The sequence below is a fragment of the Cryptosporangium phraense genome (assembly GCF_006912135.1).
Taxonomy (GTDB): Bacteria; Actinomycetota; Actinomycetes; order Mycobacteriales; family Cryptosporangiaceae; genus Cryptosporangium; species Cryptosporangium phraense.
In genome coordinates, this window is record NZ_VIRS01000026.1 from 81523 (window position 1) to 102509 (window position 20987).

The window sequence follows — 20987 nt, forward strand, 5'->3', positions numbered from 1 at the left end:
GACAGGGCTCGGCGTGCGAATCCTGCGGTGTGCGCGGCGTGGCTGCCGCGTCAGTTGCCGCGAAGAACTGAACCTGCGCCTCGTGGGAGTTGCCAGTGCTTTGCGACGTGCATCACAGTCGATCTGTGAAGTTAGTACGACTTCACGCCGATTTCACGTACCGCTGATGTGGTTCTCGTCGCGTCGCGAGTCGGTGACACAACGCTGTGCAACCCGTGACGGGTTGGAAAATCGAACCGGACGAACGACCGGCTATCTCACAGGGCGTAGTGGGCGTCGACAACCACTACCTACGGTATCCGCAGGGTGGCGTTCGTCACGGAAATACCGCGGCGGTTGTGGATAACCGTCAGTGTTTAGAACTACACCGCGTCGACGGTTACCGTCCGAGACGTCAGCGGCCGGGTAGGCGTCGTTTCACGGTGTCAGCGAGCTCGACGACTTCGGCGACCCGGAGCCGGAGAGCCAGAACCGCGTAGACGCCTACCAGGACGATCCCCGCGACGACCAGCGAGACGAATGAACCCGCCTTGCCGATGCCCAGCGCGGCCTGGATGCCGTACGCGACGCCCCAGCTGATCAGGCCGGCGACCGCGGCCGCGATCCCGAGGCGGCTCAGCGTCCGCGTCACGGCCATCGTCTCCAGGCCGCCCAGGCTGCGCTTCAGGTACCGCCCCGACACGAACACCGCGACGAGGTACGAGACCGTGTTACCGCACTGCAGCCCGACGACGACGTAGTCGGTCGGCACGAAGAACAGCACGCCCAGGTCGAACGCGAGCTTGGCCACGACGACCGGGATGTTCAGCAGCGCGGGCGTCCTCGTGTCGCGCAGGGCGTAGAACGCGAAGATCTGCATCTGGCTGATCGCGAACGGCACCAGGCCGATAGCGGCCGCCATCGTCGCGTAGCCGGTCGCGATCGCCTGGTCCTGGCTGAAGTGGCCCCAGCGGAACGCGGTCACCGCCAGCGGGATGCCCAGGACGAGATACGCCGCCGTAGCGGGCACCAGGACGACCGAGGAGAGGCGCGCGCCGAGCGAGAGGTTCCGGGTCACCTCGGGGAAGTTCCGGTCGGCCGCGGCCGAGCTCATCCTGGGCAGCAGCGCGGTGAGGATGCTCACCGCGACGATCCCGTGGACCATCATGAACAACAGGAACGCGTTGTTGTGGATGAGCGGGCCCGGGCCGCCCCGGGTGCCCGCGTAGTTCGCGATCTTGATTACCGGAAGCACGCCGAGCTGACTGACGCCGACGTAGACGAACATCCAGGCGCCGAGCCGGGCCGCCTCACCCAGGCCGGAGCCGCGCAGATCGAACCGCCACTTCCAGCGGAAGCCGACCTTGCGCAGCGACGGCCACAGCACGAAGGCCTGGAGCGCGATACCGAGCGTGGTGCCGACGCCGAGCACCGCGACCTGGGCGCCGGTGATCGTCGAGGGGCTCAGCGTCGCCGGGCCGGGCATCAGCAGGAACACGACCGCGGTGGTGACGACCGTGACGTTGTTCAGGATCGGCGCCCAGGCCGGCGCGGCGAACTCGTTCCGGGTGTTCAGCACGGCGCCCAGCAGCGCGGACAGACCGTAGAAGAAGATCTCGGGAAGAAGTAGGTAGGCCAGCATCGTCGTCAGGTGCCGGCTGGCGTCGGTCGAACGATCGTTGGCGAAGAACGCGGTCAGCAGCGGCGCCGCGATGAGCGCCAGCACCGTGGCCGCGCCGAGCAACAGCGTCGCCGCGGTGAGCAGCTTGTGGGTGAACGCCTCGCCGCCGTCGGCGTCCCGCTTCTTGGCCGCGACCAGCAGCGGCACGACGACGCTGGTGAGGATGCCGCCGAGCAGGAACTCGTACAGCATGTTCGGGATCGTGTTCGAGACCTGGTAGGCATCACCGACCAGGCCGCCGCCGATCGCGGCGCCGATCGCCGCGGTGCGGATGAACCCGGTGGCGCGCGAGATCAGGCTGAAGATCGCCATGACGCCGCTGGAGCGGGCGACGCTGCGCGTGCCGGCCTCGGCCGGGGGCTCCTCCGGCGGGATCTGCTCGGGGATCACCGGCAGGACGGCGGTCGGCTCGTCCATCGCCGAGGCCGCGGGCAGGACGACCGTGGAGTCCGGGTCGTACGGGTTCGAGCGGGGGCGACGCAGGTCGAAGTCCCTCGGCTCGGGACCCGCGCTCACGCAGGACGCTCGAGCAGGTCGGGCACCCGGGCGATGAGCTTCCGCTCGTCCGGGTAGGCCAGCCTGTCAGGGATCTCGCTCAGCGGGACCCACGCCACCTCGGTCACCTCCACGTCGGCGTCGGAGAGCACTCCGGCCACCGCATCCAGGAGGAAATGATGCACGGTCTTGTGGATGCGGCGACCCTCGAACACGAACCAGTAGTCGACCGTACCGAGGGCCGCCAGGACGTCTCCCACGATGCCGGTCTCTTCCGCGACCTCGCGGGCGGCCGTCTGCTCGAGCGTCTCGCCCGCTTCGACGTGACCCTTCGGCAGCGACCACAGCAACCGGCCCCGGCGGTCCAGTTTGCCGATCAGCGCGCCCTCGAGATGACCCGAGTCGCCCTGCACGACCAGACCGCCGGCCGAGACCTCTTCGACCCGACGCAGCCGCCCGGGACCCCCGGGCCGACGCGGGGAGCTTCGGCGGGCCATGAATCTGACGATAGCGCCCGTCTGCGGTAAACGCTGTGAGGCCATCCAGGGGCCGGTCGGTAGCAGGCCGTGTGATATGCGTGCGCCATCGCCGACGACCAGTCGATAAGGTTCACGTCCGTGGCCGACGCATCGAACTCCGAGCCGGAAGCCACTGAAACCGTCGCCTCCGATACTGGTCTTACTGTGCCGCCTACTGCATCTCCTGCTTTGACCGCCGCTCAGCGCAGCGCCGTCGCCGAACTGCTCCGCGTCTCCCCCGTCGCCGACGACCTCGGTCGCCGGTTCCAGGCCGCCGGGCACGAGCTCTACCTCGTCGGGGGGTCGGTCCGCGACGCCCTGCTCGGGCGTCTGGGTGACGACCTCGACTTCTGCACCGATGCCCGGCCGGACGCCGTGCTCGCGCTGCTGGACGGCTGGGCCGAGGCCACCTGGACGACCGGGATCGAGTTCGGCACGGTCGGCGCCTCCCGGCGCGGCCTGCGCCTCGAGATCACGACGTACCGTGCCGAGGCCTACGACCGGCAGAGCCGGAACCCCGTCGTCCGGTACGGCGACTCGCTCGCCGACGACCTCGTGCGCCGGGATTTCGCGGTCAACGCGATGGCGGTCGGGCTCCCCGACCACCGGTTCGTCGACCTGCACGGTGGGCTCGACGACCTGGCCGCCCGCGTGCTGCGCACGCCGGGCGCGCCCGAGGACTCGTTCGCCGACGACCCGCTGCGGATGCTGCGGGCCGCGCGGTTCGCCTCCCAGCTGCAGTTCGACGTGGCCCCCGAGGTGGTCGCGGCGATGACCGCGATGGCCGACCAGATCACGCGGATCACCGCCGAGCGCATCCGGGACGAGCTCACCAAGCTGATCTGCGGCGCCGACCCGGTCGTCGGGCTGCGGCTGCTGGTCGACACCGGCCTGGCCGCCCACGTCCTGCCCGAGCTGCCGAACATGCGGATGGAGATCGACGAGCACGCCCAGCACAAGGACGTCTACGAGCACACGCTGACCGTCCTGCAGCAGGCGATCGACCTCGAGCCGGACGGGCCGGACTTCGTGCTGCGGATGGCCGCTCTGCTGCACGACATCGGCAAGCCGGCGACCCGGGAGATCCAGGACGGCGGCGGGGTCAGTTTCCACCACCACGAGGTGGTCGGCGCGAAGATGACCCGCCGACGGATGAAGGCTCTGCGCTACCCCAAGGACGTCACCGAGCAGGTGGCGACCCTGGTCTTCCTGCACCTGCGCTTCCACGGGTACGGCCGGGGCGAGTGGACCGACTCGGCCGTGCGCCGGTACGTGACCGACGCCGGCGAGTTGTTGCCACGCCTGCACCGTCTGGTCCGCTCGGACTGCACCACCCGGAACAAGCGCCGGGCGGCCGCGCTGGCCCGCTCCTACGACACGCTCGAGGACCGGATCGAGCGTCTGGCCGCCGAGGAGGACCTGGCCCGGATCCGGCCGGACCTCGACGGCAACGCGATCATGGAGCTCCTCGGCATCCCGCCGGGCCCGCTCGTCGGCCGCGCCTGGAAGCACCTGAAGGAGGTCCGCCTCGACCGCGGGGTGCTCCCCCGGGAAGAGGCCGAGGCCGAGCTCTTCCGCTGGGCCGCCGAGAACGGAATTACGACGTCAGAGGGGTAGCGGCCAGGGCCCGGGCGACACCGAGGAGGTTGGCCGCGGCCTGGCGGCCGACCTTCGCCGACCAGTCGTGGCCCTTCTCCTCGTCGAGGTAGTCGGGTCCGGCGCCGGGGCCCAAATGCCAGTACGTCCAGGACTGGCCGGGCACCGTGTAACCGATCTCGATCAGACCGCTGGAGACCGCGGCGATCGCGTTCTTCGCCCCGTCCTCGTTCCCGGTGACGACGACGCCGGCCACCCGGTTGTACGCGACCGGTCGTCCGTCGTCGTCGGTCTCCGACAGCATCGCGTCCATCCGTTCGAGCACGCCGAACGCGACCGACGAGGCGGTCCCCACCCAGGTCGGCGTCGCGACGATCAGGATCTCCGAGTTCAGCACCTTCTCGTGGATGGCCGGCCATCCGTCTCCGTCCCCCAGGTCCGTCTCGACGCCCGGCTTGACGTTGTGGTCGACCACCCGGACGAACTCGATCTGGACGCCGTTGGCGGCGAGCTCGTCGGTGACCACCCGGGCCAGCGCCTCGGTGTTCGAGGGCTCGGGCGAGGGCTTGAGCGTGCAGTTGAGAACCAGGGCGCGCATCGGCGGGCTCCTTCAGTCGGGTCCCGGCTCCCTACCCGATGAATCGAAGAACACTCGGGCCGGCGGCGTGACCGCGCTGACCCGCGACCAGCCGAGGCGATCGGTCCACCGGGCCACCCAGGCCGCCAGCACCAGGTGCCCGACGCCCAGCCCGAGGAACACCGGCCAGGACCGGCCCGAGTCGGGCAGCCCGAACGCGGCGATCAGCAGCCCGGTGACCACGCATACGTTGAACAACATGTCGTAGAGCGCGAAGACCCGTCCGCGGTAGACGTCGTCGACCTCCGACTGCACGGCGGCGTCGACGATGATCTTGATCCCCTGGCTCGCCCACCCGCCGACGAGCGCGACCGCGACGACGACGGCCGTCGTCGGTACCGCGACGATCACCGGCCAGACGACCGCGAGAAGGATCAGCAGCGCGGTCATCCACGTCCGTCGGGAGATGCGGCGGACGACGCCGGGCGTGACGAGTGCGGCCAGGCCGGCACCGAGGCCGGTCGCGAGCACGACCTGGCCGAGCCCGGTGTCGCCGCTCGGGAACATCCCGCCGCCGTCGAGGGTGTTCCGGTAGAGCAGCAGCAGGGCCAGCGTCGTGACGCCGAACCCGATCCGCCCGAGGCCGACGGTGAGCAGCGCGAACGCGGCGGCCCGCCGCTCGGAGAGGTGCCGCACCCCGGCGACCATCCCGCGCACCACGGATCCGACCGTCTCCAGCCGGGCGGTGGGGTCATCGCGGTCCGGGCCCAGCGCGGCGACCGGGAAGCGTCCGGCCAGGACGGCGGAGATCAGGTACGCGGCCGACGCGACGAGCAGGACCACCGCGTAGCCCAGGTCGCCGGCGTCGACCACGCTGCGCAGCCCGACCGCGGCCCCGACGCCGATCGTCAGCACGACCGTGCCGGCGGTGGGGGAGAACGCGTTCGCGGTGATCAGCTCGCGGTTGCGGGCGACGTGCGGCATCCCGGCCGAGAGGCCGCCCAGGATGAACCGGTTGACCGCCACCGCGATGAGCGCGAGCAGCAGGAACGGCCAGGTGCGCCCGCCCGCCCAGAGCACCGCGGCCACCCCGACCAGGACGACCGAGCGGGTGACGTTCGCCCACACCAGGACGTTCCGGCGCGGGTAACGGTCGAGCAGGATGCCGGTGAACGGGCCGAGCAGCGAGTACGGCAGCAGCAGGACCGCGAATCCGAACGCGACCGCGACCGGCTCGGTCTGTCGATCGGGGTTGAAAAGCACCGATCCGGCCAGCGCGGCCTGGAAGACACCGTCGCCGAACTGACCGGTGAGCCGGACGCCGAACAGCCGCCGGAAGTCCGCCCGCCGCAGCAACCCGCCCAACTCACGCCACGCACCCGGCGTCGCATTCACGCGCCCAGGGTACGGGCGACTTAGTGGCACTAATATTGGCGGCACTGTTTCAGGGAGGCTTAGTGGCCGGCGTGTCACCCATTGCCCCGACCCGCACCACCGCCGGTGCCGCGGTCCTCGTTACCCACCACGACCGTCTGCTGATGATCCGTCAGGAGCGCCAGACCGGCGTCCGCTGGGAGGTTCCGGGCGGGGGACAGGAGGCCGGTGAGACGCTGGAGGCGGCGGCGATCCGCGAGGCCCGCGAGGAAGCCGGGCTCGACGTCACGGTCGATCGGCTGATCTGTACCTATGCCTCCTACCGACTGCACACCGGCACGGTCGTGCTGGGGGCCTTTTATCTAGGTGTCGCCGCGGACCCGGGGTTCGAGCCGGTGCCCCAGCTCGACGAGGGCATCGTCGAGGTGCGCTGGCTCGACCCGACGTCGCTCGGCGCGGGCGAGCTCGGGCCGCTCACCGAGCGGGTCCTGGACCGGTGGTGGCCGGTTCGGGAGGAGCCGGCGGCGCCGTTTCACGTGGAACTATGGCGGAACCGCAGCGGCTACCTTCCGCACTGAGGGCGGCGATGGCCACGTTCGTGCGGATTCGGGGCGCGCTCGACGAGCGGACGGCCGCCAACCTGTACAGCGTGGTCGTCGGAATCGTGCTCGGTGGCGGGGCGATCGGCTGGGCGTCGCCGCCGACGCGGGCGGAGTTCGACGAGTGGCTGGCCGAGGTCGTCGGTGCGGTCCGGGACGGCGAGGCCGTGGCGGTGCTGGCCGGGGGCGTCGGTGGGGCGGTGGCCGGGTTCGGGTACTGGCGCCGGTACGCCCGCCCGACGCTGCGGGTGAACGCGGACGTCGAGAAGGTGTTCGTGGCCGCGGCCGATCAGGGGCAGGGGATCGGCGAGCGGCTGGTGAGCCTGCTGGTCGAGTCGGCCCGGCAGGCCGGGATCGAGACGCTCACTCTCGACGCGCGCGGCGACAACGTGGGGGCGGTGCGGCTCTACGAGCGCCTGGGCTTCACCCGCTACGGCCACCTACCAGCCTTCGTCGCCGTCGGCCCCTACCGCTACGACCAGGTCTTGCTGGCAAAACGGCTGTAGCCGCGCCGATAGGCGCGGCTACAGCCGAGTACTGACGTGGAGCCCGCCCAGGGCGGCGCCGGCAGTCGAGCGCGCCGACGCCGTGGCATCAGCGAAGCGCCATAAGGAGGCGCGCTCGCCTGTCGGCGTTGTTCTGGGCGGGCCGCCCAGATTAGAGTTCGCCCTTGATGAACGCTTCGACGGCGGCGTGGGCCTCGTCGTCGCTGTACTGCTCGGGCGGGCTCTTCATGAGGTAGGACGACACCGAGTTGATCGGGCCGCCGATGCCGCGGTCCTTGGCGATCTTCGCCGCGCGCACCGCGTCGATGATCACGCCGGCCGAGTTCGGGGAGTCCCAGACCTCGAGCTTGTACTCCAGGTTCAGCGGAACGTCGCCGAACGCCTTGCCCTCGAGCCGGACGTAGGCCCACTTGCGGTCGTCGAGCCACGGCACGTAGTCGGACGGGCCGATGTGAACGTCGGCCTTCTCCATCTCGTGCGGGATCTGCGAGGTGACCGACTGCGTCTTGGAGATCTTCTTCGACTGGAGCCGCTTGCGCTCCAGCATGTTCATGAAGTCCATGTTGCCGCCGAAGTTGAGCTGGTACGTACGCAGCAGCTCGACCCCCCGGTCCTCGAACAGCTTGGCCATCACGCGGTGGGTGATCGTGGCCCCGACCTGCGACTTGATGTCGTCGCCGACGATCGGCACCCCGGCGTCGGTGAACTTCTGCGCCCACTCCGGGTCGGAGGCGATGAACACCGGCAGCGCGTTGACGAACGCGACCTTGGCGTCGATCGCGGCCTGGGCGTAGAAGCGGTCCGCCGCCTCGGAGCCCACCGGCAGGTAGGACACGAGGACGTCGACCTGGGCGTCCTTGAGCACCTGGACGACGTCGACCGGCTCGTCGTCGGACTCGGTCACCATCTCCTGGTAGTACTCGCCGAGGCCGTCGTAGGTGTGGCCGCGCTGCACGGTCACGCCGGTCGGCGGCACCTCGGTGATCGTGATCGTGTTGTTCTCGCTGGCCACGATGGCCTCGGAGAGGTCACGCCCGACCTTCTTGGCGTCGACGTCGAACGCGGCGACGAACTCGACGTCACGCACGTGGTAGTCGCCGAACTGGACGTGCATGAGCCCGGGCACCCGCGTCGTGGGGTCAGCGTCACGGTAGTAGTGCACGCCCTGCACGAGCGACGCGGCACAGTTGCCGACGCCGACGATGGCAACACGTACGGAGCCCATAGGGGCCTCCCTCTCTGTGTTTCTACTCACTAATGCTGAGCAAGCTCGTTGTTTGGGTTGGAGGTCAGTCCGACGGGTCGTCGTCGGTCGGCTGTTCGGGAGCGGATCGCCGCAGCGGGGCATGGCCCGCCTGTTCTTTGGCGATCAGCTCGTTGATCCAGCGGACCTCCCGGTCGGCCGATTCCAAGCCGTGGCGTTGCAATTCGAGCGTGTAGGCGTCCAAGCGCTCGCCGGCCCTGGCGAGCATCTGGGACAGCCCGTCCCGGCGTTCCTCGACCCGTCGCCGGCGCCCTTCCAGGATCCGGAGCCGGGTAGCCGCGTCCGTGCGGCTGAAGAACGCGAAGTGGACCCCGAAACCTTCGTCGTCGTAGGTCTCGGGTCCGGACCCCGCGAGCAGGGCGGCGAACCGTTCCTTGCCCTCGGCGGTCAGCTTGTAGACGACCCGGCCACGCCGGCCGGTCAACGGCGGCGGCATTGCCACGTCGTCGGGGTCTGGCTCGAACTCGGTGATCCAGCCCCCCGATTGGAGCCGCCGGAGGGTCGGATACAGCGACCCGTACGAGATCGCCGCACGGAATGCACCGAGCAGGGTCGTCAGCCGCTTGCGCAGCTCGTACCCGTGCATGGGGCCCTCGTGCAGGAGCCCCAGGATCGCGAACTCGAGCACCGCCGGGCCTCCTCTCGTCCACCTGGCGTTGGCTGACCCCGATGTATCGAGACGATACATCGTCTCGACGCCTCGGTGGAGAGGGACGCGAACGTAATCCATGTCATGCGTTCACTTTCCGGTCACGACAACGGGCAGATGGGCCCGGACCGCGGCGTACTCTTCGCCTGTGCGGACCCAGAGACAGGTGGTGGACTACACGCTTCGGCGCCGGGCGCTGCTGCGTGAGGTCTACGCGGGTCGCGTCGGCACGATGGAGGTCTGCGACGCGTCCCCGTACCTCGTCCGCGCGTCGAAATTCTTCGGAGAGGCGACGACGGCGCCCTGCCCGATCTGCCGGCGGGAGCCTCTCTGGCACGTGCACTACATCTACGGCGACGAGTTGCGCGCGTCGGCGGGGCAGGCGCGGCCGAAGGCCGAGCTGGCGATCCTGGCCATGGACTACCGGGCGTTCGACGTCTACGTGGTCGAGGTCTGCCGGGGATGCAGCTGGAACCACCTGGTGGAGAAGTTCACGCTGGGGCGCGACGGCCTCACCAGCGATGACTCCGACGGGCGCAAGCGCGCGGCCGACTGACGCCGACTGATCCGCCTAACGGCTCGACTTCGGACCGGTGCCGGGCGTCGTTTGCTACGGCGAGGTTGACTAGCTGACGTTTGGCTTAAACCTGGATAAGGATGTGCACGGGTTGCCCCCTGTTGCGCCTGCAATAGGAGAGGATCGCGGACGGTGAGCAGTAGCTCGGCTGACCAGCTGGTTCCAGGAGGGCTCGTGAGCTTCAGGCCCGATCACGGCAAGGCGTGGGAAATGGTGATTGCTCTGTGAGCGGCATTTCACAGGAGCGGCTGGCTGTTTTGATCGCTTGGTGCTTCCGGGGCATGGTGGACGCATGACTTACGGTCACACTCCTGACGACGATCCCGACGTCGGAGGGCGTTCGTCGAGCGGTGGCACGGTGTACGGCGGTTCCGCTCCACGCGGCTCCGGCGGTGGCACCGTCTACGGCGGTGGCTCGTCGGCCGGCTCGTCCGGCACGACGTACGGGTCGCCGGCCGCCGGGCGCGGTACCACCTACGGCTCGTCGGGCGGCACGACCTACGGGTCGTCGTCGGCCGGCTCGTCCGGAACGACCTACGGGTCGTCCGGCGGCGGTACCACCTACGGATCCTCGTCCGCCGGGCGCGGCACGACGTACGGCGCAGCCGGCGGCGGAACCACCTACGGCTCCCCGGGGTCGGGCGGCACCACCTACGGCGCGTCGAGCGGCACGACCTACGGCAGCACCGCGGTCGGCGACCGCCCCGCCGGTCTCGGGCCACGCAGCCGCGCGGCCGCGCTGGAGGACGACCAGCTGCTCCCGGAGGTCGGGGGAGCTCCGAGCGGTGGCGGGCCCAAGAAGCCCGGCCGTCGCAAGAAGGTCCTGATCGGCCTCGGTATCGGCACCGCGCTCTGCCTCCTGCTCGGCCTGACCGGCGGTGGCGTGGCCTACGCGAGCGTCGACCTGCCGAACTTCCCGGCGGCCAGCAAGACCACGCAGATCCAGTACTCGGACGGCAAGACGACGTTCGCGACGTTCGCCACCGAGAACCGCATCGAGGTGCCGCTGGCCAAGGTCCCGAAGTACGTCCAGGACGCGGTCATCGCGACCGAGGACCCGGACTTCCGGGAGAACAGCGGTGTCTCGTTCCGCGGCACGGCCCGGGCGGTCTGGGGTCTGGTCAAGGGCGACGAGGGCGCCGGTGGTGGTTCGACGATCACCCAGCAGTACATCCGCAACGCGCTGAACCTCACCCGCGAGCGGAGCTACTCCCGCAAGGTGAAAGAGATCATCCTGGCCCGGAAGCTCTCCAGCAGCTGGGACAAGGACACGATCCTCAAGGGCTACCTGAACACGATCTACTTCGGACGCGGGGCCTGGGGCATCCAGTCGGCGTCGCAGGCGTACTTCCACAAGGACATCGACAAGCTGTCGGTGGCCGAGGGCGCCGTTCTCGCCGCGGTGATCAAGGACCCGACGAACTTCGACCCGACGAACAACAAGGCCAGCGCCGAGGGCCGCTGGACCTACGTCGTCGACCAGATGGCCAAGAAGCAGTTCATCACCGCGGCCGACCGGCAGGCGCTGACCTATCCGAAGGTCGCGGAGAAGCCGGCCGCCACCCGTGACTGGCAGAAGGGCGCGACCGGCATCCTCGGGCAGAAGATCGAGTCCGAGCTGAAGACCACGGTCGGCCTGACCGAGCAGTCGATCAACACCGGTGGGTACCGGGTCGTCACGACGATCAACCCGACGTACCAGAAGGCGGCCGAGGCGGCCTCGAAGGAGTACCTCAAGGGCCAGGACAAGGACATGGCGACCGCGATGGTCTCCATCGACCCGGCCACCGGCATGGTCCGCGCCTACTACGGCGGTGACCGCGGCTACGGAAACCTCGACCTCGCCTCCAGCGCGGCCCCGCACCCGGCCGGCTCGTCGATGAAGCCGTACGTGCTGGCCAAGGGCGTCGAAGAGGGCTACAGCATCGACTCGCTCTGGGACGGCACGTCCGGCCAGACGTTCCCCGACCGGTCGACACCCCTGAAGAACTCCGACGGAGACAACAGCTGCGGCAAGCAGTGCTCGCTGACCAGCGCCACGGTCAAGTCGCTGAACACGGTCTACTGGGCGCTGACCTACAAGGTCCACGCGTCCGAGGTCGCGAAGCTGGCCGAAAAGGCCGGCATCACGCGGATCGACGGTATGAAGACCGCCGACTTCATCAAGAGCGACAAGCTGAACTCCGGTCTCGGTATCGGCCAGGACTCGATCTCGGTGCTCGACCAGGCGGCCGGCTACGCGACGTTCGCCAACTACGGCATCTACCGCCAGCCGTACTTCATCGACAAGGTCTACGGCGCGGACGGCAAGGTCGTCTGGGACCACGCCGACCACGTCGCCCCCGAGGTGCAGGCGTTCAGCAAGGACGTCGGCCGGGACGTCTCCTACGTCCTGCAGCAGGTCTACGGCGCGACCAACAAGAAGATCACCGACGGCCGCGAGGGCGCGATCAAGACCGGTACCCAGCAGTTCGGGAACACCGACGAGAACGCGCACGCCTGGATGTGCGGGTTCACCCCGCAGCTGGCGAGCGCGGTCTGGGTCGGTAGTGGCACCGACAAGGACATCAAGCTCCGAGATCGGGTCAACGGGAACATCCACGTCTACGGCTCCGGCATCCCCGGCAAGATCTGGCGCGACTTCATGAGCGCCGCGCTCAAGGGCACCGACAAGGAAGATTTCGAGTCCCCGCTGCACGCCGGCGACCAGCCCGGCAACGCGCCGAGCGAGGAGCCCTCGCCGACGCCGTCGGACACCCCGGACGAGGACGACCAGAACCAGGACGGCCAGAACGGCGATGGCCAGAACGGCGACGGTCAGAACGGCGACGGCCAGAACCAGGACGGGCAGAATCCGGGCCAGAATCCGGATCCACAAAATCCCGACGGCCAGAACAACAACAACGACGGGAATCCGTTCAACAACAACTGACCTGAGGGCCGGTCCCCGCTAGGGACCGGCCCTCATTCGTGTGCCGGGGCGATCGGGGATGCGCGGGTGCGGCAGGATCGGGGCGTGACCGAGCGAACGACCGAGATCGTGCTCCCCAGCCGCTCCGACCGGGTGGCGGCCGGCCTCTCCGAGGCCGCGGGCGGCCCGCTGGGCCGGCACGCGACGCTGCGTCGCCGGTTCTGGACTCCGCTGCAGGTCGTCTTGTTGCTGACGACGTTGGTCTTCGCGTTCAACTGGGTGCAGAAGTCGCCGTGCCGGGACGGGGCGTGGGACAACTACGACCAGTACCGGAACGCCTGCTACACCGACGTCCTGGCGCTGTACTACGCCGAGAAGCTCAACGAGGGCTACATCCCGTACCTCGACCACGAGGTCGAGTACCCGGTGCTGACCGGCCTGATGATGGGCGCGATCGGCCTGCCGGTGCACGCGCTGATCTCCAGCGGCGCGATCCCCGGGCACCTGAACGAGGGCACGGTCTTCTACGACCTGACCGCGCTGGCGCTGGCCGGGTTCGGGCTGGTGACGGCCTGGGCGGTCGTACGCTCGCGGGAACGCAGGCCGTGGGACGGCGCCCTGGTGGCGCTGGCCCCGGCGGTGTTCGTCACCGCGACCGTCAACTGGGACTTCCTCGCAATCGGGCTGACCGCGTTGGCAATACTCGCCTGGTCGCGCGAGCGCCCCGGTCTGTCCGGAGTGTTCTTCGGTCTGGCGACCGCGGCGAAGTTCTATCCGCTGCTGATCCTCGGTCCGCTGGTCCTGCTCTGTTTCCGACGGCGGACGCCCGAGGCGCGCAGGTCGGCGCTGATCACCGTGGGCAGCGCGGTCTTCACCTGGCTCGTGGTCAACGTGCCGTTCGCGATCATGGCTCCGGACGGCTGGTCGAAGTTCTTTCGGCTCTCGTCCGAGCGGCCGATCGACTGGGGGACGTTCTGGTACATCGGCACGCACATCCCGGTCGGGCGTACCGCGGACAACAAGCCGGACCTCGGTCTGCCGCCGTTCGTCTGGCTCGGTGACCACATCCCGGCGCTCAACTGGGCGGCCTACGTGTTGTACGCGCTGTGCTGCATCGGCATTGCGGCGCTGATCTTCTTCGCGCCCCGGCGTCCGCGGCTGGCCGCGATGGCGTTCCTGGTCGTGGCCGCGTTCCTGCTGACGAACAAGGTGTGGTCGCAACAGTTCGTGCTCTGGCTGGTGCCGCTGGCGGTGCTGGCCCGGCCGCGCTGGCGGGCGTTCCTGATCTGGCAGGCGTGCGAGCTGTTCTACTTCTTCGCCTTCTACCAGATCCTGATCCGGGTGTCGGGGGGCAAGGGGGCCGTGCTCCCCGAGGCGGTGTTCACTCTGGCCAGTATCGCCAGGTGGTTGTCGGTCGCGGTGATGTGCGGGCTCGTCGTCCGGGAGGCGTTGAAGCCCGAGCTGGACGTGGTGCGCCGGGACGGCGTCGACGACCCTGAGGGTGGGGTCCTGGACGAGTCACGCTCACCGGAGCTCGAACAACACCCCGTCCCCGCGGTCGCTACGTAGGATGCCGAGCCCGTCGACGTCGGCGGTGAGCGCGTTCTCGTAGGGCGTCCCGCGGGCGCTGAGCGGGCCTTCCCGGATCACCAGCACGGACTTGATGCCGAGGTCGCGGAAATACTGGACGCTGGCCGCGCTCGGGAACTGGGTGGCGGCCTGGCGGATGTCGTCCTGGGAGTGCGGGGTGAAGCCGGAGCCACCGTTGACGACCTTGGGGAACCCGTCGGTCGACCACAGCATCACCCACTGATCGCGGGCGTCGCTGGGCAGCACGAGCGCCGGGCCGTCGATGCCCTTGAACGACTGCGGTTCCGCGGGCACGTCGGGGTGCGGCGTCGTGTTCAGCCCCTCGACGCCGACGAAGAACGCCGGGACGAGCGCCAGCGCGACGACGAACCGCTCCCAGCGACGGGCGCTGCGGGCGGTTTCGCGGCTGCCTCGCGTCCGCATGGACAACCGATCGCCGAACGCGGTGATCGCCCCCGCGGCGAGCAGAGCGAGCAGCAGGGTGGTCCAGACGACGAGCCGGCCCGGGGTGCGGATCGCGTCCCAGCCCGGCAGGTGCCGGTAGACGAGCAGGTAGCCGTACTCGCCGCCGCCGGCGAACTGGGTGCCCATCGCGAGGATGATGCTGACCACGGTGCCGACGGCCAGCGTCGTGCGGACTCGGACCGACCAGGCGCTGTAGAAGACGCCGACGAGCGCCAGGGCCATCACGAAGATGCCGGGCAGCATCGTCATCTCCGGCGCGAACGGCAGCGTGCTGCGCGAGTGCGCGGACGCGTCGCCCCACAGCCAGGACGTCTCCGGCGCGGTGAAGAAGCCGCGTAGCGGTGGGGAGAACAGTTGGAGGTCGGCCTCGGACCGGCGGGCGTACGGGTGCGCGTCGACGACCCGCAGGTAGGGGCGGGCCATCAGCGCGGTGACGATCAGGAAGGCGAGGGCGCCGAGGCCGTCGGCGAGGAGCAGTTTGCGTCTTATGGGGGGCCGGCCGACGACGAGCCAGCCGATGGCGGCGGCGGCGCAGACGCCGCCGAGGACGTAGCCGAACGGCAGGCCGACGCCGAACCCGATCAGGATCTGCCAGCAGGCGAGCGCCCAGCCGGCCGCGGCCCAGCCCGGACGCACCTCGTCTTCGCGGTAGCCGCGGGTGAACGAGTAGCCGTGCCCCTTGGCCAGCGCGGCCAGCGCCAGCGCGATGCCCCCGGTGGAGAGTACGTGCAGGTGACCGGCCTGGCCGAGCCGCCAGGGCGCGTAGCCGACGGCCAGCCCGGCCAGCACGGCCGCGGGCCAGGCCGCGCCGAGCCGCCGGGTGAGCGCGTAGCCGCCCAGCGAGGCCAGATAGAACGCCAGCACGTAGGCGATGTTGTAGTGGACGACCGCGGCGGCCGGCCCGTCGCCGAAGAAGCCGAGCGGGGCGTAGCCGAGCAGGCTGTCGGTGAACGCGAACGTGTCGTGCTCGGGGAACAGCACGTTGGACTGCCAGAGGGCACCGGGCTGGGTGAGCAGCGCGTGGCCGCCCCAGGCGATCTCCCAGGTGATCAGCAGCGGGTCGAACACGTCTTGGGGGACGGTGCTGGCCGGGTGCAGGAGCGTCGGCCAGGTGAAGACGACGGCGATCAGGGCGAAACCGAGACCGACGAGCGTGAACTCGCTGTGGGTGAGGCGGTACCAGCGGGTGGGGTGGGGAGTCGCTGTGGGAGAGGCGTTCGAGCGGCCCGCGGGCCGGGGGGCGCTCGGCGGGCCTGGGGGCGGGGACCCGGCTGGGGCCGGGTGCGGGGGGTCGCTGGCCTCGCTCGCTTCGGGCGAGCCGCTCGCCTGGCTCACTTGGCCAGCCGCTCCTTGAGGAACTGGATATCGGCGGTCTGACCGTCGTCGCCGCCCGGCGTCTCGCAGATCGCCGGCGCGCCGGCCGCCTTGACCGTGGCCACGATCAGATCGGGATCGATCTGGCCGCTGCCGAGGTTCTCGTGCCGGTCGCGCCCCGAGTCGAACGGATCCTTCGAGTCGTTGACGTGCACGAGGTCGATGCGGCCGGTGATCGCCTTGACCCGCTCGACGATGTTCAGCAGGTCTTCGCCGCCGGCGTGGGCATGGCAGGTGTCGAGGCAGAAGCCCGGTTCGTACTCACCGATCGCGTCCCACAGCATGGCCAGCCGATCGAACCGGCGGGCCATCGCGTTATCGCCCCCGGCGGTGTTCTCGACCAGGATCGGCAGCGGGAAACCGCCCGACTCGGCGGCCTGCGCGAACGCCTTGCGCCAGTTCTCGAAGCCCACCGCGGCATCGTCGCCGTTGCCGACGTGCCCGCCGTGCACGATCAGGCCCTTCGCGCCGATCGAGGCGGCCGCCTCGGCATGCTGGGCCAGGATCTTCCGCGACGGGATGCGGATGCGGTTGTTCGTGCTGGCCAGGTTGATGACGTACGGCGAGTGGATGTAGACGTCCACCTCGCTGGCCTTGAGGGCCTCGACGTCGTCGCGGGGCACCGGTTTCTTCCAGCCCTGCGGGTCACCGAGGAAGAACTGGACCACGTCGGCACCGCGGACGGACGCGGCGGCCAGCGGGTCGGCGGGGTCGACATGGGCACCGATTCGCATGGCCGCGAGCCTAGTGCTCGCCTGCGACAAGTTCGGCTGCCCCTGAAGAGCGGGCGGGGGTAGCGCGTTACCTGATGCCGGAAGTCGTCGTTGAAGCCGTACAGAGCAGTTACTGATCGGGAGGGTGGGTTGTCGGGACGGCGGCTGGTCGTGGCGGCTCTACTTCTACTCTTTCCGCTGTTCGCCCCGGCCGCGCCGGCCCGGGCCGCCGAGGCGACGATGACGTTCACCGGCGCGTTGGACGTCGCCGGGCTGCTCAGCTCGCTGACCGTGCAGCCCCGGGCGGTGACGGTCCCGGCCGGTGGTGAGGTGGCGTTCGTCAACGGCACGACCGTCGCGCTCAAGGTGACCGTCGGTGGTGAGACGGCCCGGCTGGAGCCGGGCGGGTCGCGGACGATGCTGTTCACCGGCTCCGACCGGACCGAGACGTTCGCCGCCTCGGCGTCCGCGGTCCGACTTCCGCTGGTCGGCCCGCTGACGTCGGCGGCCGGCCAGGTCAGCGTGCTCGCGATCCCGGTCGCCGCGGCCGAGCCGATGATGTCCACCCGTCCGTCGTCGTCGCCTTCTCCTCCTGCGGACGAGGACGAGCCGACGAGCGAGGCGAGCGGCGCAGTGGTCCCGCTCGGGTCACCCGAGCCGCGGGCGTCGGACCCGTCGGCGGGGGTCTCGCCTTCTCAGCGGACCGGGGAGGCGTCGCAGGCGGCCTCTTCGGCTGCTTCGCAGGAGGCTTCTTCGGCTGCTTCGCGGGGGGATTCGCCGGAGGCCTCGCGTCGGGATCCGCAGGGTGAGCGGGCCGGGCGGGCCGAGCGGGCGGCTCGGCCGCCGGTGCTACCTCCGTTCCCGGGGTTCCGCAGTGCTCACGACCAGCTCGGGCTGATCGTCCTGCTCTCGGCGATCGTGCTGGCCGGCCTGGGCGCGATGGCGTTCCGGACGGTGCTCGCCCACCGGCCGGTGGTGGAGGTCGGGGCGCACTCGCAGGCCGCGCGGAAGGCCCGGGTCCTCCGACGTCGACGGGGTTGACGGTCGTTGTCCCCAGGCCCGGGCGCGCGGGTCGGTCGCACTGCGTGCGCGCTGGTAAGGTGGTCGGGATTGCATGACGCGATCGACCCTCCTGTCACGGACCGACCGTGACCGCCTGAGTCCAGAGGAGGTGGGTTCTACCTTGCGTCATTACGAAGTAATGGTCATCCTCGACCCCGATCTCGAGGAACGCACCGTCCAGCCCTCGCTCGACACGTTCCTCAACGTGATCCGCACGGCTGGTGGCAGCGTCGAGAAGGTCGACGTCTGGGGCCGGCGTCGGCTCTCGTACGAGATCAACAAGAAGGTCGAAGGCATCTACGCCATCGTCGACCTGAACTCGGAGCCTCCGGCCGTCGCCGAGCTCGACCGTCAGCTGAACCTCAACGAGTCCGTTCTGCGTACGAAGGTCATCCGACCCGACCAGCGCTGAGTCCAGCCGATTTCGTCGTACCCCTCGTGCAGGGTCGGCGACAAGATCGGTTGAGGAGGATCGCACCCCATGGCAGGCGAAACCGTCATCACCCTGGTCGGCAACCTGGTTGACGACCCTGAGCTGCGCTTCACCCCCAGTGGCGCGGCTGTGGCGAAGTTCCGGCTCGCGTCGACGCCGCGTACCTACGACCGGCAGAGCGGGGAGTGGAAGGACGGCGAGAGCCTCTTCCTCACCTGCAACGTCTGGCGTCAGGCGGCCGAGAACGTGGCCGAGTCGCTGCAGCGCGGCATGCGAGTCATCGTGCAGGGCCGGCTCCGGCAGCGGTCGTACGAGACGCGCGAGGGTGAGAAGCGCACCGTATTCGAGGTCGAGGTCGACGAGGTCGGCCCGTCGCTGAAGAGCGCGACCGCACGGGTCAACAAGACGACCCGCGGGAGCGGCGGCGGCAACGGCGGCTCCGGCGGCGGCTACGGCTCGTCCGGCGGTGGCGGCGGCAACTCCGGTGGTGGGGCGCCGGCTGACGACCCCTGGGCCGTCGCGACGCCGGCCGGCGGTGGCTCGTTCAGTGACGAGCCCCCGTTCTGAGCCGCTGAGCATCGGCTGAAGAGCTCCCGAACGTTCGAAGCAGAGAAGGAAGACCCATGGCCAAGCCGCCCGTGCGGAAGCCCAAGAAGAAGATCAACCCGCTCGACAAAGACAAGATCACTTACATCGACTACAAGGACACGGCGCTGCTGCGGAAGTTCATTTCCGACCGCGGCAAGATCCGGGCCCGTCGAGTGACCGGTGTCTCGAGCCAGCAGCAGCGGCAGATCGCCCGGGCGATCAAGAACGCCCGCGAGATGGCGCTGCTGCCCTACACCAGCACCGCGCGCTAAGGAGGCGGGGAATGAAGATCATCCTCACCTCTGAGGTCAGTGGTCTCGGTTCGCCCGGCGACATCGTCGAGGTGAAGGACGGCTACGGTCGCAACTTCCTGCTCCCGCAGGGCAAGGCGATCATGGCCACCCGGGGCCAGGAGAAGCAGGTCGCGCAGATCCGCCGGGCGCGTGACGCCCGCCAGGTCCGTGACCTCGGGCACGCCCAGGAGATCAAGAGCCAGGTCGAGAAGCTGAACGTCCGGCTCGCGACCCGCGCCGGCGAAGGTGGCCGGCTGTTCGGTTCGGTCACCGCGGCTGACGTCGTGTCGGCGGTCGTGCGGGCCGGTGGGCCGGAGCTCGACAAGCGCCGGCTCGAGCTGCCGGGGCACATCAAGACGACTGGGTCGCACAAGGTCGCGGTGCGTCTGCACCCGGACGTGTCGGCGCAGATTTCGCTGGATGTCGTTGCGGAGAAGTAGGCAGTAGCGGTTTCTGACGGCCGGCCGGGGTTCGCCCTGGTCGGCTGTTGGGTTTTTGGGGGCCCGGGCCTGGGCCTGGCGGGGCGCCGGGGGCCGGGCGGGCGGGGCCGGGGACTCGACCTGGCGGGGGCGCCGGGGGTGGGCGGCCGGGGCGGGGTCCGGGCCGTGGGCCGGCGGCCTGGGGTGGGCCCTCGGTCATGGGGTGGGCCCTCGGTCGGTGGGGGTTGGGGTTGTGCCGGGGCGGCGGTTGCTCGCGGCCGGCGGGTGGCTGGGGTTGTGCCGAGGTGTCGGCTGGGTCTCGCGCGTCGCAGGTCGTTCTCCGCACCTCCAAGCCGCGCGCCTACGGGCCTCCGTTCCTACGGGCCCCGCGATGCGGGCCTCCGCGATGCGGGCCTTCCGCGCCCCGCGCGCGCCGCGCTCCCTGCGCGCGCGCTGCGCTCCCTGCGCGCGCGCTGCGCTCCCCGCGGGCCCTGCGCTCCCCGCGGGCCCTGCGCGCCGCGCTCTGAGGGTCTCCCGCGTCCGCGCCTTCGCGCGTGCGGGCCTTCCCCTGCCCACGACCGCGGGTCACCCGGGATGCCGGCCCACGCGGGACTCCCGCCGCCCGCGCATGCGTGGGCCACCCGGAAACACCGGGCCAGGCAGGCCTTTCGCGCCTCCGGTTTCCACGCCCTCGCGATACGTGTGCTCCTTCGCCACGCGTGCCCCCGCGCACGCCGGGCCTCGCTCGTCGCGCCTCAAGGCAGCGCGCCACGCGAGTCTCCGAGATTCCGCGCTACGGTGGTCCGCCCTTCAGGCCATTCGCGCACCTCGTCTTTGCCCGCCCGGCCTGGCGCTTCGGGTGTCTTTGGGCCACGGTGTCTCCGAGCCGCACGCCTCCGCCCCGATGAGCTTCCGGCGCCTGCGCCCCGCAAGTCTTCCGCGCCTCGCTGGCAGCTCACCCGTGCCTCGGCGGCGCGCCAGCCTTGCGTGCCTTGCCCTGCGGGCCACGCCACCACCCGGCCGAAACTTGCACTTCGCGCCTTCGCGCCTTCGCGCCTTCGCGCTTCCGGGCTTCCGGGCTTCCGGGCTTCCGGGCTTCCGGGCTTCCGGGCTTCCGGGCTTCCGGGCTTCCGGGCTTCCGGGCTTCCGGGCTTCCGGGCCCCCGGGCCCCCGGGCCCCCGGGCCCCCGGGCCCCCGGGCCCGAGTCTGTAGGCCTCAGACTCAGACTCCCCGCGCCATCCGTCTCCGCTCCGGCGGGCCCCGCGCTTCGCGTCTCTGAGCCCGGATTCCTAACCAAGGACCCGCGCCACCCTCGCCTCCGCGT

The 20987-nt window shown here is 70.2% G+C and carries 19 protein-coding genes; 11 read left to right on the plus strand and 8 right to left on the minus strand.

What is annotated here, in order from left to right:
- Positions 1 to 394: 394 nt before the first annotated feature.
- Positions 395 to 2176 carry a murein biosynthesis integral membrane protein MurJ gene (gene murJ, locus FL583_RS29695; protein WP_142708160.1) on the minus strand — a complete coding sequence of 594 codons (1782 nt, stop codon included), beginning with the start codon at positions 2174 to 2176 and terminating at the stop codon, positions 395 to 397.
- Positions 2173 to 2652 (minus strand): NUDIX hydrolase, encoded by a 480-nt coding sequence (locus FL583_RS29700; protein WP_142708161.1) that lies wholly within the window; start codon positions 2650 to 2652, stop codon positions 2173 to 2175. The genes murJ and FL583_RS29700 overlap by 4 nt, the downstream gene beginning before the upstream one ends.
- A 210-nt stretch (positions 2653 to 2862) precedes the next feature.
- On the opposite strand from FL583_RS29700, the gene FL583_RS29705 reads away from it, so the two are divergent.
- A complete protein-coding gene (locus FL583_RS29705) occupies positions 2863 to 4290 on the plus strand; it encodes a CCA tRNA nucleotidyltransferase (protein WP_142708162.1) in 1428 nt (475 codons plus the stop codon).
- On the opposite strand, the gene FL583_RS29710 is transcribed toward FL583_RS29705, so the two are convergent.
- Both FL583_RS29710 and FL583_RS29715 read right to left on the minus strand, forming a co-directional pair.
- Entirely contained in the window at positions 4271 to 4867 is a 597-nt protein-coding gene (locus FL583_RS29710) for a flavodoxin family protein (protein WP_142708163.1), read from the minus strand. The genes FL583_RS29705 and FL583_RS29710 overlap by 20 nt on opposite strands.
- Positions 4868 to 4879: 12 nt before the next feature.
- Positions 4880 to 6241 (minus strand): MFS transporter, encoded by a 1362-nt coding sequence (locus tag FL583_RS29715; RefSeq protein ID WP_205752563.1) that lies wholly within the window; start codon positions 6239 to 6241, stop codon positions 4880 to 4882.
- Between the two features lie 71 nt (positions 6242 to 6312).
- On the opposite strand from FL583_RS29715, the gene FL583_RS29720 reads away from it, so the two are divergent.
- Together FL583_RS29720 and FL583_RS29725 are read left to right on the plus strand one after the other, a co-directional pair.
- The gene (locus tag FL583_RS29720; RefSeq protein WP_205752564.1) at positions 6313 to 6798 is read left to right on the plus strand and encodes an NUDIX hydrolase; all 486 of its coding nucleotides are present in this window, start codon (positions 6313 to 6315) and stop codon (positions 6796 to 6798) included.
- A gap of 8 nt (positions 6799 to 6806) precedes the next feature.
- Entirely contained in the window at positions 6807 to 7325 is a 519-nt protein-coding gene (locus tag FL583_RS29725) for a GNAT family N-acetyltransferase (protein WP_142708164.1), read from the plus strand.
- A 151-nt stretch (positions 7326 to 7476) separates the two neighbouring features.
- On the opposite strand, the gene FL583_RS29730 is transcribed toward FL583_RS29725, so the two are convergent.
- Together FL583_RS29730 and FL583_RS29735 are read right to left on the minus strand one after the other, a co-directional pair.
- A complete protein-coding gene (locus FL583_RS29730; RefSeq protein ID WP_142708165.1) occupies positions 7477 to 8550 on the minus strand; it encodes an inositol-3-phosphate synthase in 1074 nt (357 codons plus the stop codon).
- Positions 8551 to 8614: 64 nt separating this feature from the next.
- Positions 8615 to 9217: a PadR family transcriptional regulator gene (locus FL583_RS29735; RefSeq protein ID WP_142708166.1), complete on the minus strand. Its 603-nt coding sequence runs from the start codon at positions 9215 to 9217 to the stop codon at positions 8615 to 8617.
- Between the two features lie 169 nt (positions 9218 to 9386).
- Between FL583_RS29735 and FL583_RS29740 the strand changes: the two genes are divergently transcribed.
- The 3 genes from FL583_RS29740 (at position 9387) to FL583_RS29750 (ending at position 14295) form a co-directional block, all read left to right on the plus strand.
- Positions 9387 to 9794 (plus strand): DUF5318 family protein, encoded by a 408-nt coding sequence (locus tag FL583_RS29740; RefSeq protein ID WP_142708167.1) that lies wholly within the window; start codon positions 9387 to 9389, stop codon positions 9792 to 9794.
- Between the two features lie 313 nt (positions 9795 to 10107).
- Positions 10108 to 12747 (plus strand): transglycosylase domain-containing protein, encoded by a 2640-nt coding sequence (locus FL583_RS29745; protein WP_142708168.1) that lies wholly within the window; start codon positions 10108 to 10110, stop codon positions 12745 to 12747.
- Between the two features lie 84 nt (positions 12748 to 12831).
- The gene (locus FL583_RS29750; protein WP_205752565.1) at positions 12832 to 14295 is read left to right on the plus strand and encodes a glycosyltransferase family 87 protein; all 1464 of its coding nucleotides are present in this window, start codon (positions 12832 to 12834) and stop codon (positions 14293 to 14295) included.
- Here the strand turns inward: FL583_RS29750 and FL583_RS29755 are convergent.
- Together FL583_RS29755 and FL583_RS29760 are read right to left on the minus strand one after the other, a co-directional pair.
- Positions 14251 to 16116 carry a hypothetical protein gene (locus tag FL583_RS29755; RefSeq protein WP_142708170.1) on the minus strand — a complete coding sequence of 622 codons (1866 nt, stop codon included), beginning with the start codon at positions 16114 to 16116 and terminating at the stop codon, positions 14251 to 14253. The genes FL583_RS29750 and FL583_RS29755 overlap by 45 nt on opposite strands.
- Positions 16113 to 16889, minus strand: coding sequence for a deoxyribonuclease IV (locus FL583_RS29760; RefSeq protein WP_142708171.1), 777 nt, complete (start codon positions 16887 to 16889; stop codon positions 16113 to 16115). Before FL583_RS29760 ends, FL583_RS29755 begins: the two co-directional genes overlap by 4 nt.
- Positions 16890 to 16979: 90 nt before the next feature.
- On the opposite strand from FL583_RS29760, the gene FL583_RS29765 reads away from it, so the two are divergent.
- From FL583_RS29765 to rplI, 5 genes are all read left to right on the plus strand, one after another.
- The gene (locus FL583_RS29765; RefSeq protein WP_170323932.1) at positions 16980 to 17909 is read left to right on the plus strand and encodes a hypothetical protein; all 930 of its coding nucleotides are present in this window, start codon (positions 16980 to 16982) and stop codon (positions 17907 to 17909) included.
- Positions 17910 to 18051: 142 nt separating this feature from the next.
- Positions 18052 to 18342 carry a 30S ribosomal protein S6 gene (gene rpsF / locus FL583_RS29770; protein ID WP_035859660.1) on the plus strand — a complete coding sequence of 97 codons (291 nt, stop codon included), beginning with the start codon at positions 18052 to 18054 and terminating at the stop codon, positions 18340 to 18342.
- A gap of 69 nt (positions 18343 to 18411) precedes the next feature.
- Positions 18412 to 18930, plus strand: coding sequence for a single-stranded DNA-binding protein (locus tag FL583_RS29775; RefSeq protein WP_142708173.1), 519 nt, complete (start codon positions 18412 to 18414; stop codon positions 18928 to 18930).
- 56 nt (positions 18931 to 18986) lie between these two features.
- Entirely contained in the window at positions 18987 to 19223 is a 237-nt protein-coding gene (gene rpsR / locus FL583_RS29780) for a 30S ribosomal protein S18 (RefSeq protein WP_035859653.1), read from the plus strand.
- Between the two features lie 11 nt (positions 19224 to 19234).
- On the plus strand, positions 19235 to 19684 hold the full coding sequence (gene rplI, locus FL583_RS29785) for a 50S ribosomal protein L9 (RefSeq protein ID WP_142708174.1): 450 nt from the start codon (positions 19235 to 19237) through the stop codon (positions 19682 to 19684).
- The last annotated feature ends 1303 nt before the right edge of the window (positions 19685 to 20987 follow it).

Excerpts from the sequence above, each read along its gene's own strand:
- FL583_RS29730 (WP_142708165.1), bottom strand. The coding sequence starts at position 8,550 with ATGGGCTCCGTACGTGTTGCCATCGTCGGCGTCGGCAACTGTGCCGCG.
- FL583_RS29725 (WP_142708164.1), top strand. The coding sequence starts at position 6,807 with ATGGCCACGTTCGTGCGGATTCGGGGCGCGCTCGACGAGCGGACGGCC.
- rpsR (WP_035859653.1), top strand. The coding sequence starts at position 18,987 with ATGGCCAAGCCGCCCGTGCGGAAGCCCAAGAAGAAGATCAACCCGCTC.
- FL583_RS29745 (WP_142708168.1), top strand. The coding sequence starts at position 10,108 with ATGACTTACGGTCACACTCCTGACGACGATCCCGACGTCGGAGGGCGT.
- FL583_RS29700 (WP_142708161.1), bottom strand. The coding sequence starts at position 2,652 with ATGGCCCGCCGAAGCTCCCCGCGTCGGCCCGGGGGTCCCGGGCGGCTG.
- FL583_RS29710 (WP_142708163.1), bottom strand. The coding sequence starts at position 4,867 with ATGCGCGCCCTGGTTCTCAACTGCACGCTCAAGCCCTCGCCCGAGCCC.
- FL583_RS29760 (WP_142708171.1), bottom strand. The coding sequence starts at position 16,889 with ATGCGAATCGGTGCCCATGTCGACCCCGCCGACCCGCTGGCCGCCGCG.
- rplI (WP_142708174.1), top strand. The coding sequence starts at position 19,235 with ATGAAGATCATCCTCACCTCTGAGGTCAGTGGTCTCGGTTCGCCCGGC.
- FL583_RS29775 (WP_142708173.1), top strand. The coding sequence starts at position 18,412 with ATGGCAGGCGAAACCGTCATCACCCTGGTCGGCAACCTGGTTGACGAC.